The sequence below is a fragment of the Propioniciclava sp. MC1595 genome, assembly GCF_017569205.1.
GTDB lineage: Bacteria > Actinomycetota > Actinomycetes > Propionibacteriales > Propionibacteriaceae > Propioniciclava.
On sequence record NZ_CP071870.1, the window covers coordinates 3,090,030 to 3,101,719 of the forward strand.

At 68.9% G+C, this 11,690-nt stretch carries 13 protein-coding genes; 5 read left to right on the forward strand and 8 right to left on the reverse strand.

Annotated elements, in window-relative coordinates; genetic code table 11:
• Positions 1–22 precede the first annotated feature (22 nt).
• From J4N02_RS14965 to J4N02_RS14975, 3 genes are read right to left on the reverse strand one after another with little or no spacing between them, the layout of a single operon-like run.
• Positions 23–1,042: a tyrosine-type recombinase/integrase gene (locus tag J4N02_RS14965; RefSeq protein ID WP_182818952.1), complete on the reverse strand. Its 1,020-nt coding sequence runs from the start codon at positions 1,040–1,042 to the stop codon at positions 23–25.
• Positions 1,029–2,003 (reverse strand): tyrosine-type recombinase/integrase, encoded by a 975-nt coding sequence (locus J4N02_RS14970; RefSeq protein ID WP_182818950.1) that lies wholly within the window; start codon positions 2,001–2,003, stop codon positions 1,029–1,031. The genes J4N02_RS14965 and J4N02_RS14970 overlap by 14 nt, the downstream gene beginning before the upstream one ends.
• Positions 2,000–3,241, reverse strand: coding sequence for a tyrosine-type recombinase/integrase (locus tag J4N02_RS14975; protein WP_182818949.1), 1,242 nt, complete (start codon positions 3,239–3,241; stop codon positions 2,000–2,002). Before J4N02_RS14975 ends, J4N02_RS14970 begins: the two co-directional genes overlap by 4 nt.
• A gap of 224 nt (positions 3,242–3,465) precedes the next feature.
• Here J4N02_RS14975 and J4N02_RS14980 point away from each other — a divergent pair, with 224 nt between their 5' ends.
• Together J4N02_RS14980 and J4N02_RS14985 are read left to right on the forward strand one after the other, a co-directional pair.
• Positions 3,466–4,227 carry a Mu transposase domain-containing protein gene (locus tag J4N02_RS14980; protein WP_182818944.1) on the forward strand — a complete coding sequence of 254 codons (762 nt, stop codon included), beginning with the start codon at positions 3,466–3,468 and terminating at the stop codon, positions 4,225–4,227.
• A complete protein-coding gene (locus tag J4N02_RS14985) occupies positions 4,224–4,970 on the forward strand; it encodes an ATP-binding protein (RefSeq protein ID WP_182818945.1) in 747 nt (248 codons plus the stop codon). The genes J4N02_RS14980 and J4N02_RS14985 overlap by 4 nt, the downstream gene beginning before the upstream one ends.
• A 294-nt stretch (positions 4,971–5,264) precedes the next feature.
• Here J4N02_RS14985 and xerC read toward each other — a convergent pair whose 3' ends face one another.
• Positions 5,265–6,623 carry a tyrosine recombinase XerC gene (gene xerC / locus J4N02_RS14990; RefSeq protein ID WP_188333448.1) on the reverse strand — a complete coding sequence of 453 codons (1,359 nt, stop codon included), beginning with the start codon at positions 6,621–6,623 and terminating at the stop codon, positions 5,265–5,267.
• Positions 6,624–6,996: 373 nt separating this feature from the next.
• Here xerC and J4N02_RS14995 point away from each other — a divergent pair, with 373 nt between their 5' ends.
• Complete coding sequence (locus tag J4N02_RS14995; RefSeq protein ID WP_188333449.1) at positions 6,997–7,260, forward strand: hypothetical protein; 264 nt, start codon at positions 6,997–6,999, stop codon at positions 7,258–7,260.
• A 25-nt stretch (positions 7,261–7,285) separates the two neighbouring features.
• Here the strand turns inward: J4N02_RS14995 and J4N02_RS15000 are convergent, their stop codons facing one another.
• Genes J4N02_RS15000 through J4N02_RS15010 form a run of 3 tightly spaced genes read right to left on the reverse strand, consistent with a single transcriptional unit; the run spans position 7,286 to position 9,931 of the window.
• Complete coding sequence (locus J4N02_RS15000; RefSeq protein WP_188333450.1) at positions 7,286–7,939, reverse strand: 3-oxoacid CoA-transferase subunit B; 654 nt, start codon at positions 7,937–7,939, stop codon at positions 7,286–7,288.
• A 1-nt stretch (position 7,940) separates the two neighbouring features.
• Complete coding sequence (locus J4N02_RS15005) at positions 7,941–8,720, reverse strand: CoA transferase subunit A (protein ID WP_208091250.1); 780 nt, start codon at positions 8,718–8,720, stop codon at positions 7,941–7,943.
• A 2-nt stretch (positions 8,721–8,722) separates the two neighbouring features.
• Positions 8,723–9,931 (reverse strand): acetyl-CoA C-acetyltransferase, encoded by a 1,209-nt coding sequence (locus tag J4N02_RS15010; RefSeq protein WP_188333452.1) that lies wholly within the window; start codon positions 9,929–9,931, stop codon positions 8,723–8,725.
• A gap of 190 nt (positions 9,932–10,121) precedes the next feature.
• Between J4N02_RS15010 and J4N02_RS15015 the strand changes: the two genes are divergently transcribed.
• A complete protein-coding gene (locus tag J4N02_RS15015; protein ID WP_188333453.1) occupies positions 10,122–11,033 on the forward strand; it encodes a L,D-transpeptidase family protein in 912 nt (303 codons plus the stop codon).
• 37 nt (positions 11,034–11,070) lie between these two features.
• Complete coding sequence (locus tag J4N02_RS15020; RefSeq protein ID WP_243760818.1) at positions 11,071–11,409, forward strand: biotin-dependent carboxyltransferase family protein; 339 nt, start codon at positions 11,071–11,073, stop codon at positions 11,407–11,409.
• On the opposite strand, the gene J4N02_RS15025 is transcribed toward J4N02_RS15020, so the two are convergent.
• Positions 11,410–11,676: an HPr family phosphocarrier protein gene (locus J4N02_RS15025; RefSeq protein WP_188333454.1), complete on the reverse strand. Its 267-nt coding sequence runs from the start codon at positions 11,674–11,676 to the stop codon at positions 11,410–11,412. It lies immediately after the preceding gene.
• Between the last annotated feature and the right edge of the window lie 14 nt (positions 11,677–11,690).

The window sequence follows — 11,690 nt, forward strand, 5'->3', positions numbered from 1 at the left end:
TGGCTGGGGATCCTCGGGATAACTACGTGAGGCCTGCGAGTCGGAGGATCAGGTCGTCGTCTCCTTTCCAGAGGGGCGCGAGTTCGGGGGTGGCGCCGGCGGCTTTCTGGATCGCGTCGCGCACCATCTGGTTGTCGGCCGTGGCGTAGACGCTGGTGGTGGTGATGTTGACGTGGCCGAGAAACTCCTTGATGTGCGGCAGGGGTACGCCAGCCCGCAGCATCTGCATGGCCCGCGCGTGGCGCAACTGGTGGGCATGGACCCGTCGGGGGACATCCGGGCAACCCGGCCGGGCGGCTGCCGCGTATTTGTTCAGCAGGTAGTTGATGTTGTCTTGGCTCATCGGCTGGTGACGGCCGGCCCGGACCGTGTAGAACAGCAGCGTTCCCGGCTCTGGTGTGCCGATGTGGAACGCGTCGAGGTACTGGTCAAGGTGACGGCAGGTCTTGTCCATGATCGGGATCGTCCGGGTCTTGTGGCCCTTGCCAGTCAGGATGACCCGGCCGTGCCCGCTGGTGGTGTCGAGGTCGGCGAGGGTCAGGTCGAGGACTTCCTGGATCCGGGCGGCGGCGTCGAACAATAGCAAGAAGATGGTGGTGTCACGGAGGCCCTGGCGGGTGCGCTGGCCCGGAGCGCGGATCAGTGCCTCGACGGCGGGCATGCTCAGCGCGTCCGGGGCGCGGGCCGGTACCCGGGCGGGCCGGACTTGTTTGATGTCCAGCCAGACCGCGACCAGTGCCGGGTCTTCTGCGGCGCAGAACGACAGGAACGACTTGATCGCTGCCAGACGCTGGTTGGCCGAGGCGGGGCTGACGTGTCGGTCGTCGGTCAGCCAGGTGGTGAACCCCCGGATCGTCGCGTGGTCGATGGCTTCGAAGCTGACCGCGGTCAGGTCCAGCCCGCGGGTTTCGTGCAGGTAGGCCAGCAGCATGGTCAGCGCCGTCTTGTACGAGCGGATGGTATGGGCGCTGAGCCGACGTGAGCGCGGCAGGTAGACGGTCAGCCAGGAACGCACGAGCCGGAAGAAGTCATCCGTGTGCATGGGAGGCCTCGGGCAGGACCGACTCGATACTGATGTTGGCCACCTGGCGCAGGTCGGCATGGAAATCGGGGGTCAGGTGGAAGTAGTACCAGGTGTCCTCGGGGTTGCTGTGCCCCAGGTGCAGGCTCAGGTACATCACCAGCGCCTGCGGGTCGCGGCCCGCACGCACCCACCGGTTGACCGTTTCCATCACATGCGCATGCCGCAAGTCGTAGACCCGCGGTGGCGAGCCCGCGCCGGTTGTACCGGTCACCTCGGCGACAGCCAGGAGTTGACCGAACCAGTGGTCCAGGGTGCACGCACTGTAGAAGCCACCGCTCTGGTTCGGGAAGAACGCGACCCGGTTCGGGTGGTGCGCGCGGATCGTGGCGTCGTAGCGGCGGCAGTAGTCGTGCAGGTCGGCCGACAGGTACACCACCCGGTCCTTGTGTCCTTTCGATTCGCGGATCTGGACGGTGCCCTTGGTCAGGTCGACGTCATTGCGGTGGAGTCGGCGGGCCTCGCCGGGGCGCAGACCCAGGCAGTAGATCATCCGGAAGACCACCGGGATGATCAGATGCCGGCACCCGCCGTAAGGGGTCGCCACGATCTGGTCGGCGGCGTCGAAGATCGCCCGCAGTTCTGCGTGGGTGTACAAGTGCGGACGGTAACGGACCTGCTTGCCTGGGATGCCCGGCGGGATCAGATAGGCGTCCACCCCGAGCCCAGCCATGTGTTTGGCCAACTGCCGGACCGGGGTGATGCGTCGCAGCTGCCCGTTGACGTGCTCGCCGGGACGGCTGGTGGCCCAGCGCATCGCCATGTGCCGGCTCAACGTGGCCTGTCCCGGGTACTCGGTGGCGCACATCGCGTCGAACGCGCGCAGGTGTCGCTCCGAGGTCGTGTACGGGTACCCGAGCGCGTGCTTGACTTCGAGCAGGCCGTCGATGTGGCCGGCCAGGCCGCTGACCAGCCCGGTCATGGCCGTGCCCGGTTCGGTTCGATCCCAGTGAAGTCCAGGCAGCACTGCCGCATCCGGGCCTCGTCGCCTGCCAGATAGTGCTTGGCCGAGTCGATGCCGCGATGACCCAACGCACCACTGATCACCGGCAGGGGCACGTCTTGCTGGAGCATGCCGGTCGCCAACGACGCCCGCAGCACCCGCATCCCTCGCCCCGTACCACTGGTGTTGACCGTCTGGGCGCGGGCGAACGCGCCCGCCGCCACGTGATACAGGTCGGAGCAGCCCAAGCTGACGTGCGGGGCCTGGGAACGCAGGAACACGTGATCGTCGAGCGCGTGAGCCGGTCGGTCGGACAGGAGATAGTCGGTGAGCGCCGCGCCGACGTCGGCCAGCAGCGGCAGCACCACCACCGTCCCGGTCTTGTGCTGGGTCACCGTGATCATCGCTTGGCGCCAATCGATGTCTGCCAGCCGAAGACCGGCGACATCGCTGGGACGCAGCCCCGTCCTGGCCGCCAGTAAGAGCATCGCCCGGTTCCGGCGTCCTACCGGTGTGGCCGGATCGGGGGAAGCCACCACCAACTCCACGTCGTCAGCCGACAACACCACCAGCGTCCGCACACGCCTGCAGTTCGCCGCCGGCACCGCCGGCGACAGCCGCGCGGACCGGCCGGTGTCCTCAAGGAACCGGCACCACACCCGCAAAGCGGTCAACACGGTCCGCATACTGCCCGGTGAGTAGCTGACGCCGAGGAAGGCCACCGCCGCCGACACGTCCCCCGCGGACACCCGCCGCACATCGACCACTCCGCGCTCCGGCAGCCAGGCCAGGACCTTCCGGCTGACCGTCGCGTATAGGGCCGTCGTGGCCGGTGCCAGTCCCTGGCCGGTCAGCCACTGCTCGAACTGTTCCTGTACCGGACGGAACTCCGTAGTCAGGCCCTCATTGCGGTGCCGTCCTCGAGTCACTTTCCACGTGTACGTGCCGGTCGAGGCCACTTCCGACAACACCAACATGCCCTTGCGGAGCAGCTTGCGTTTCCACTCCTTGATGCGGCCCTCAGCGTGCTCGGCAGCCACCCACCGCAGGAACCCGGCCACCACCTCGTCGGTCAGTTCAACAACGTCAGGCTCGCCGCAGAACACCTCGACCCGGGACCACGCCCACCGGTACTGCCACAACGTTGAGGGCGCATGCCCCAAAGCGCTGACCGCCGCGTCGGCCCGCGCGATCACCTCGCCAACAAAGACACCCATGTCCGCTCACCTCCAAGCGAAAACCCAGCAGAGACGAGCAACGTACGACTGGAACGCCAGGAGCGTGATTATCCCGAGGATCCCCAGCCACAGCCCCCGTTGACAAGCAGCAACGGCCACGACTCGGGATAACCAGATCCTCGGGATAGTCCTTCTTATCCCGAATTCGGGATAAGAAGGACAAGGCGAGCGTCGAGAACACCGTCGGCAACATCGCCACCTGGGTGATCGCGGCGCTGCGGAACCAGACGTTCGCGACGTTGCCGGAGTTGCGGGCTGCGGTCTACGAGCGGATGACGGCGTTCAACGCGGAACCGTTCCAGAAGCGCGCCGGCTCCCGCTTGGGCGTGTTCGAGGGTGAGGAGAAGCCGCTGCTGCGGCCGCTCCCGACCGTTGCGTTCGAGATCTCCCAGTGGGTCTACGGCCGCAAGGTTCAGAAGAACGGGCATGTCGTGTTCGAGAAGAACTTCTACTCCGTCCCCTACGTGAACATCGGCCGCGCGGTCGATCTGCGAGTCACCGACAGGATGCTCGAGGTGTTCGCCGGGCAGGACAGACTGACCAGTCATCTGCTTGCCCCGGTCGGGACGGTGAACGAGTACCGCACCCACGACAGCGATCTGCCCGACGGTCCGCAGTATCGGCAGTGGGACGCCCCACGGATCCGGGAATGGGCGGCGAGGATCGGGGAGAACACCACGATCGTCGTGAACCGGATCTTCGAGTCGGTGCCCGTCGACGAGCAGGGCATCAGCGCCGCACTGGCCGTGCTCCGCATGACACGCCGGTACTCCGCCGACCGCGTCGAAGCTGCCGCCGGCGTCGCTCTCGCGTCGAGGGTGAGGTCGCCGCGCTACGCGCACCTGCGGCCCATCCTCGAGACCAGGCAAGACGACCCCGCAGGCCGTGAGGCATGGTCGACACCCGCGGCGGAGCCGGCCGGGTATGTCCGCGGCGCCGACTACTACGCCGGAGACGCCCGATGAGCCGGCTCGACTCGGAGACGAAGCGGAAGCTGCGGGAGATGGGCGTCGCGTCGCTGGTCGACGCGTTCGAGGCCCAGGACGATGCCCTCACGATCGGGGTGGTGTTTGAGGAGCGGATCAAGATCGCTGTCGACGACGCCCACGCGGCGTTCACCCACTCCAAGGTCGAGGGCCTGATCCGCCGGGCCGGGCTGCGCTACCCGAACGCGGACCTGCGACGCGTTGACATGCTCGAGCAACGCGGGCTCGACAGGGGCGTGATCGCTCAGCTCGGGACCTGCCAGTTCATCGGCAGGCAGCAGAACGTCGTTTTCCAAGGGTTCACCGGGTCCGGGAAGTCCTACCTCGGGTCCGCGTTGGCGAAGCAGGCGTGTCAGCACCGCTACCGGGCGCACTACATCCGGATGCCCGACCTCGAAGAATCCTGGGCCGCTGCACGGGACCGGCCAGCGGGGAGAGAGAAGTGGCTGCGAAAGTACGCCGCGTTCACGCTCCTCGTGATCGACGAATGGCTCCTCGACCCACCCACCGACGACGTCCGGTCCATGCTGCTCGAGCTCCTCGAACGGCGCTACGACGCCACCTCGACGGTGTTCTGCACCCAGTACGCGAAGAAGGACTGGCACCAACGCCTCGGCTCCGGCGTCCACGCCGACGCGATCATGGACCGCATCGTCCACAACACCGTCTGGATCGAAACCGGCGACGTCAACATGCGCGAACACACCGCCACGAACAGCTGAACCGGGCCGGTGGGCGCTGCTCCGCGAGGGGCGGTGCTCACCGGCAATATCGGCTGGTGCCGAACCGCAATATCCGGTGGTGCTCAATCGCAATATTCAGTGGTGCTCAACGGTCCGAATACTCAAGTCAGGTCGGATATCGACGGCGATCCAGGACGGCACGCCCTCGGCCGGCATCGCGTCCAGTCGGCCATCAGCTCACCTCGCCCTCCCGGAGCACGCGGGCGGACCCCTCGGATGGCAGTACCGCCCAGATGGGCAGATCGGGTTCTCGCCCAGTGGTGCGAACTCGCATCACCTGCGCGCGTTGGCCTCGATCATCGACGAGACGTTGCCGGCAACGGCGGCGAGGTAGTCCATCTCGGCACGCTGGTAGCGCAGCGCCATCTTGGGTGAGGTGTGGCCGGCGATCGCCTGGACGGCACGGAGGTTGCCCCCAGACAGCCGGTAGGCCCACGTGAGGCCAGTCACGCGGGTTCCATGGAAGACGTAGCCCCCTTCGCCGGTCAGCAGTTCGCGGATGCGCTGCGACTCCTCGCTCTCCTGCTCCCCTGACTGCTCAAGGCGACGCACGGCGTCCTCCTCCAGGTGATCGGCGACGGTCTTGCATGCCTTCTTGAACGCCCTGAGCCAGTCCGCGGACTTCACTGGCCCGCCGTCCTTCGTGCGCCAGAAGAGCAACCCCGTCCGGCCAAGTTGGGTGTGCTCGCGCAGATGCGTCCTCACATCGCCCACGAGAGCAGCCGGGATCGGAAGAGTGCGGGAGGCGATGCCCTTGCGCGCGGTCTTCAGCGGTCCGATCTCGACCTTGCCCTCCGCCTCCTTCACGGACTGATGCACCTTCACCGTCGGGACCTCACCGTTGAGACTGAAGTCGCGACGCGCCAGCGCCCGGACCTCACCAGAACGCAGACCGAGGACGCCCCCCAGCAGGACGCCCAGCCGCCACGGTTCGGGCATCTGCTCCGCGACGGCGTACAGCACGTCGATCGGGAGAGGATCCAGGTCGCGTTCCCGCGACGCCTGCGCTTGGGTGGCCGCCTTGACCTCCACGGGGTTTACCTCGATGAGCTCCGCCTCGACGGCGGCGTTCATGATCGCTCGCAGGAGGTCGTACGCCTGTCGGCACGACGACTCGCGCGTGCTGACCGGGAGACCCTGCCACCACAGGCGCACGTCGGCACGGGTCAACTCGGTGACGCGCACATCGCCGAGGCCGTGCTTCGCGACGGGCTTCCCCTTCACCATCCCTCGCCGCGTGATCGTCGCTGGCTCGGCAAGGATGTAGAACTTCAGAAGTTGGCGGTAGCGGTCCCGCGACGTGGCAGCGAGTTCATTGCGCTCCAAGTACTGCGAGCCGTAGTCGCCGATGGTGGGCACCGCAGCCGCTGCCTGTCTGACAGCCTCCCTGCGTTCGCGCTCCTCCTCGGCCTCGCGGAATCGCTCGATCGGCGGAGTCCAGTCGCCGCGATCGATCAGCCGGTGTTCCCGGTCGAGCCACCCCCACGCGTCGCCCTTCGCGTCAAACGTCTGGAGCGCGGTGTACCGGGTGCCCGTATCGGCGCCGCGAACGCTGCCGAGGATGTAGGACGCCTGGTAACGCCCGGAGGGAAGCTGACGAACCTTGCCCCACGGTCGCCGACCCTCCGCCATGGCTCAGCCCCCTCTCGCTTCCTCTGCTGCCGCATCTCGTATCAGATTGAAGCACGATTCGTGCCCCGAGTGTGCCCCGAGTTTCGCCAGCCATGCCTACACATGTCTACGCAGATGGGCAGAGAGTCCGGGTAAAGTGCCTACTCAGAGGACACTTGGCAGCTCTGACAAGGCTTGGAAAACTGGACTATTGCGAGTTCGAATCTCGTATCCTCCGCCAAGCAGGTCCCCGTCCGTCAGGGCGGGGACCTTCTGCATGTCCAGAAGGAGCGCGACGGGGCGGTTGGCGTCCCCCAACTAGCCCGTGGGGGTGAGGCGCGGACCCACCGGCCGGCCCTAGCGTCGCAGCGAACCCCATCCCACGGAGGACGAGATGAACGCGCAAGCATGGTTGCTGGACCCGACGGTGCGTCAGGCCGTGCATGCCGACGACGTGTGCCGGCACCTGGTGGACTCGATCCACGACGCGATGGAGGCCGCCTCGATCACGGCGACCGACCTCGGCCGGCACCTGAAGATGACCGAGGCCGAGGTGCGCCTCGGGATCAGCGACCCGCTGTCGATGCGCCTGGGCGAACTGCTCCGCGTGCTGGACACGCTCGGCATCACCCTCTGCCCGGCCCCCCGCACCGCCTGACCAACCGCGGCGCGGGGGATCGGGATCAGCCCTGCGCCGCCTCGTACTCGGAGGTCTCGACGAGCGCGTCCGTGGCCGCCACGATGTCGGCGATCGTGACGTCGGGGGCGAGCTCGCGCAGGACGTAGTGGGTGCCCGCACAGTCGAGCACGCCGAGGTTGGTGATGACGCGCTTCACCACGGCCTCACCGGTCAGCGGCAGCGAGCAGGTCGTGAGCACCTTGGAGTCGCCGTGCTTGTTCTGGTGGTCCATCAGGACGATGACCTTCTGGGCGCCATGGACCAGGTCCATGGCGCCGCCCATGCCCTTGACGAGCTTGCCCGGCACCATCCAGTTGGCGAGGTCGCCGTTGCAGGCCACCTCCATGCCGCCGAGCACCGCCACATCCAGATGGGCGCCCCGGATCATCGCGAAGCTCGTGGCCGAGTCGAAGTAGGACGCCCCCGGGTTGACCGTGACCGTCTCCTTGCCGGCGTTGACCAGGTCGGGGTCGACCTCGTCGTCGAACGGGTAGGGCCCCGTGCCGAGGATGCCGTTCTCGGAGTGCATGATCACGTGCACGTCGTCGGGCAGGTAGTTCGGGATCAGCGTCGGCAGGCCGATGCCGAGGTTGACGTACTGGCCGTCGGCCAGCTCCTGGGCGGCCCGGGCCGCCATCTCCTCACGCGTCCACGCCATGTCAGGCCTCCTCGTCCGTGCCGGGACGAGGGGTCGTCGTCCGCTTCTCGATCATCTTGAACTGCGCCTGCTCGGGCGTCAGCGCCACGACCCGGTCGACGAAGACGCCGGCGACGTGCACGTCGGCGGGGTCGAGCTCGCCCGGCTCGACGACCTTCTCGGCCTCGACGATGGTCAGGCGGCCCGACATCGCGGCGGGCGGGTTGAAGTTCTGCGCCGCGGCGTGGAACCGCAGGTTGCCGTGCCGGTCGGCGACGGCCGCGCGGACGAGCGCCACGTCGGCCTCGATGCCGGTCTCCAGCACCATGCGGCGGCCGTGGAACTCGCGGACCTCCTTGACCGGCGAGGAAATCGCCACCGAGCCGTCCGTGTTGTACTTCCACGGCATGCCGCCGTTGGCGACCACCGTGCCGACGCCCGACGGCGTGAAGAACGCCCCGATGCCCGCTCCGCCGGCGCGCAGCCGCTCGGCGAGGGTGCCCTGCGGGGTCAGCTCGACCTCGAGCTCGCCGGCGAGGTACTGGCGCATGAACTCCTTGTTCTCGCCGATGTAGCTCGACACCGCGCGGCGGATCCGGTGCGCCTCCAGCAGCTTGCCCAGGCCCTGGCCGTCCACACCGAGGTTGTTGCTGACGATCTCCAGGTCGGACGCCCCCTGCTCCAGGAGCGCGTCGATCAGGAACCACGGGATGCCCGCGAGCCCGAACCCGCCGACGGCGATCGTCGCCCCGTCCTTGATGTCGGCCACCGCCTCGGCCGCCGACGCCACCACCTTGTCCATGCTCATGCCACCCTCTCGAACACGGCGGCCAGGCCCTGGCCGCCACCGATGCACATCGTCTCCAGCGCGTAGCGGGCCTCGCGGCGCTGCATCTCGTACGCCATGGTCGCCAGGATCCGGGCGCCGGTCGCACCGACCGGGTGGCCCAGCGAGATCCCGGACCCGTTGGGGTTCAGCCGCTCGTCGTCGGCCGAGATGCCCCACTCGCGCAGCACGGCCAGCGCCTGCGCCGCGAACGCCTCGTTCAGCTCGATCACGTCGAGGTCGGCCAGCGTGATGCCGGCCTTGGCCAGTGCGGCCGCGGACGCCGGCACGGGGCCGATGCCCATGGTCTCGGGGGCGACGCCGGAAACGGCCCACGACTTCAGCTCCAGCAGCGGCTGCAGGCCGCGGCGCTCGGCCTCCGAGCGCGTGGTCACGATGCAGGCGGCCGCGGCGTCGTTCTGGCCCGAGGCGTTGCCGGCCGTGACGGTCGCGGCGGGGTCGGTCCGGCCCATGATGGGCCGCAGCTTGGCGAGGGCCTCCAGCGAGGCGTCCGGCCGGATGTGCTCGTCGGTGTCGACGACCGTGGTCTCGCCCCGGCGTCCGGGGACCTCGACGGGCACCAGCTCATCGGCATAGCGGCCCGCCGCGGCTGCGGCGGCGGCCTTGCGGTGGGAGGCCACGGCCAGCTCGTCCTGCTCCTCGCGGCTGATGCCGTACTCGCGGCGCAGGTTCTCGGCGGTCTCGATCATGCCGCCGGGGATCGGGTGGTCGCGGCCGCCGGCCGTCGACCGGGCGCGGGCCAGGCGGTCGCCCAACTGGACGCCGTCGCCCTTCACGCCCTGGCGCAGCAGCGCGTAGTGCTCGACGCGGCTCATCGACTCGGCGCCGCCGGCGATCACGAGGCTGGACGCCCCGGTGGCGACCTGCATCGCGCCGTAGAGCACGGCCTGGAGGCCGGAGCCGCAGCGGCGGTCGACCTGCAGGCCGGGGACGCCGACGCCGAGCCCGGCGTTCAGCGCGGCGATGCGGCCGATGGCCGGGAACTCGCCGCTCGGGTTGCAGTTGCCGAGGATGACGTCGTCGACGTCGCCCTCCACGAGGTTGCCCCGGCGGGCGACCTCGCGCACGACCACGGTGGCCAGCTCGTCGGCGGGCATCGCGGCCAGCGAGCCCATGAAGCCACCCACCGGTGTGCGCACCGGGTGGCAGATGACGACGGGTTCCATACGAACTCCCTTGTCGGTGGTGGACCTGTTCTCCCCTCAACGGTCCCACGTCAGTCCTTGTCAGGTCCAAGACTTGATCTCGCTCGATTCATAAGTGAATGTGTCACAGTCAGGGACGAGTTGCCGCCGATTCGGCCTTCCCGCGGTTGCGGGCGATGATGGACGGACCCCGACACCCCCCGGAGTCCCCATGAAGAAGCTCCTCGCCGCGCTGGCGGCCATCCCCCTGCTCGCCGCGTGCGCGGTCGCCCCGCCCTCGACCGGCCTCGCCTCGGTGTCCACCCCGGACGCGGCGAGCCCGGCCACCGCCCCACCGCAGCCCGCGGCGTCCGGGTCGGCGACGCCGAGCGCGACCCCGACCCCCACGCCCGAGCCGATCGACACCACGATCGGGCTGCGCCGGCCCACCTACCCCGAGCACCCGCGGCCGGTCCTGACCGCCGCGCAGGAGGCGAAGTACGGGGCGTGCCTGGACACCACGGTGTCGAACTGGTCGAAGGGTGAGTGCGCGACGCTGCTGCAGAACGACCTGATCGAGCTGGGCTACCTCGAGGGCGAGCCCCAGAAGCGGATCGGCGTCGCTGCGGTGAACGCGCTGCTGCGCTACCAGCGCTCCCGCGAGGTGAACCCCGACGGGTACGCGGGCGCGCAGACCTGGTACGCGCTGGCGTCCGGGCGCCCGGCCCGCTCGGCCGCCCTCCCCCGCGAGTGCACCGAGATCCCGGGGGTGGTGCTGTGCGTCGACCAGGCCCACTCGACCCTGACCTTCGTGCGCGACGGCGTGGCCGAGAGGACCATCGACGTGCGCCTGGGTGGCTGGACGTCGGACGCCAAGACGAAGAAGTGGCGCCTCTTCCCGACCGCGAACGGCCTGTGGCGGGTCTACAACAAGCACCGCAACCCGAGCTCGCCCACCTACGGAGAGGGCGTCATGCCGTACTCGGTGATGTTCGACCCGAACATGTACGTGCACTATTCGGCCGACTTCGCCAAGCGCGGGTACAGCCGGTCCAGCCACGGCTGCGTGAACGTCGCCTCGAAGGACGACGCGAAGTGGATCTTCGACAACACCCCCATCGAGGCCCGCGTCTGGGTCTGGTGACCCCCTGCCGGCCCGCCGAGGTGGCAGGCTGGGCCCCGTGACGGTGCGCGCCCTCCCGGGGCCACGCAGCGAGTGGCTGCTCGACGGCGCGGACGCCCTCGGCCTCACCGAGTGGGTGGTGTCGACGCACTCCGACCCGGTGGGCGTCCGGCTCGACGGCTACCCGCTCGAGCGCGCCCCGGCCTTCGAGCGCGCGGAACTCCCCAGCGAGGGGATCGTGCGTGGCGCCGTGCAGGTGCCGGCCGGCGGCCTGCCCGTGGTGTTCCTCAGCGACCACCCCGTGACGGGCGGCTACCCGGTGGTCGCGGTCCTGCCCGAGGCAGAAACGGACCGCCTGGCCCAGGCGAGGCCGGGCCAGGCGGTCAGGATCGGGTGATCAGGCGTCGAGGTCCTGCTCGATGAGGGCGGCGATCTTCTCGACGGCCTCCTCGTTGTCGGACTCGACGATGACCTCGGAGCCCTTCTCGGCACCCAGGGTCATGATCATCAGGCTGGACGCCGCGTCGACACCCTCGTCGTCGTCGCCACCGACGAGCGTGAGGAGGATCTCGTCGTCGTAGGCCTCGGCGGCCTCGGCGATGATCGCGGCGGGACGGGCGTGCAGGCCGACGGCCGACCCGACGATGACGGTCTTGCTTGCCATGTGTTTTCTCCTTT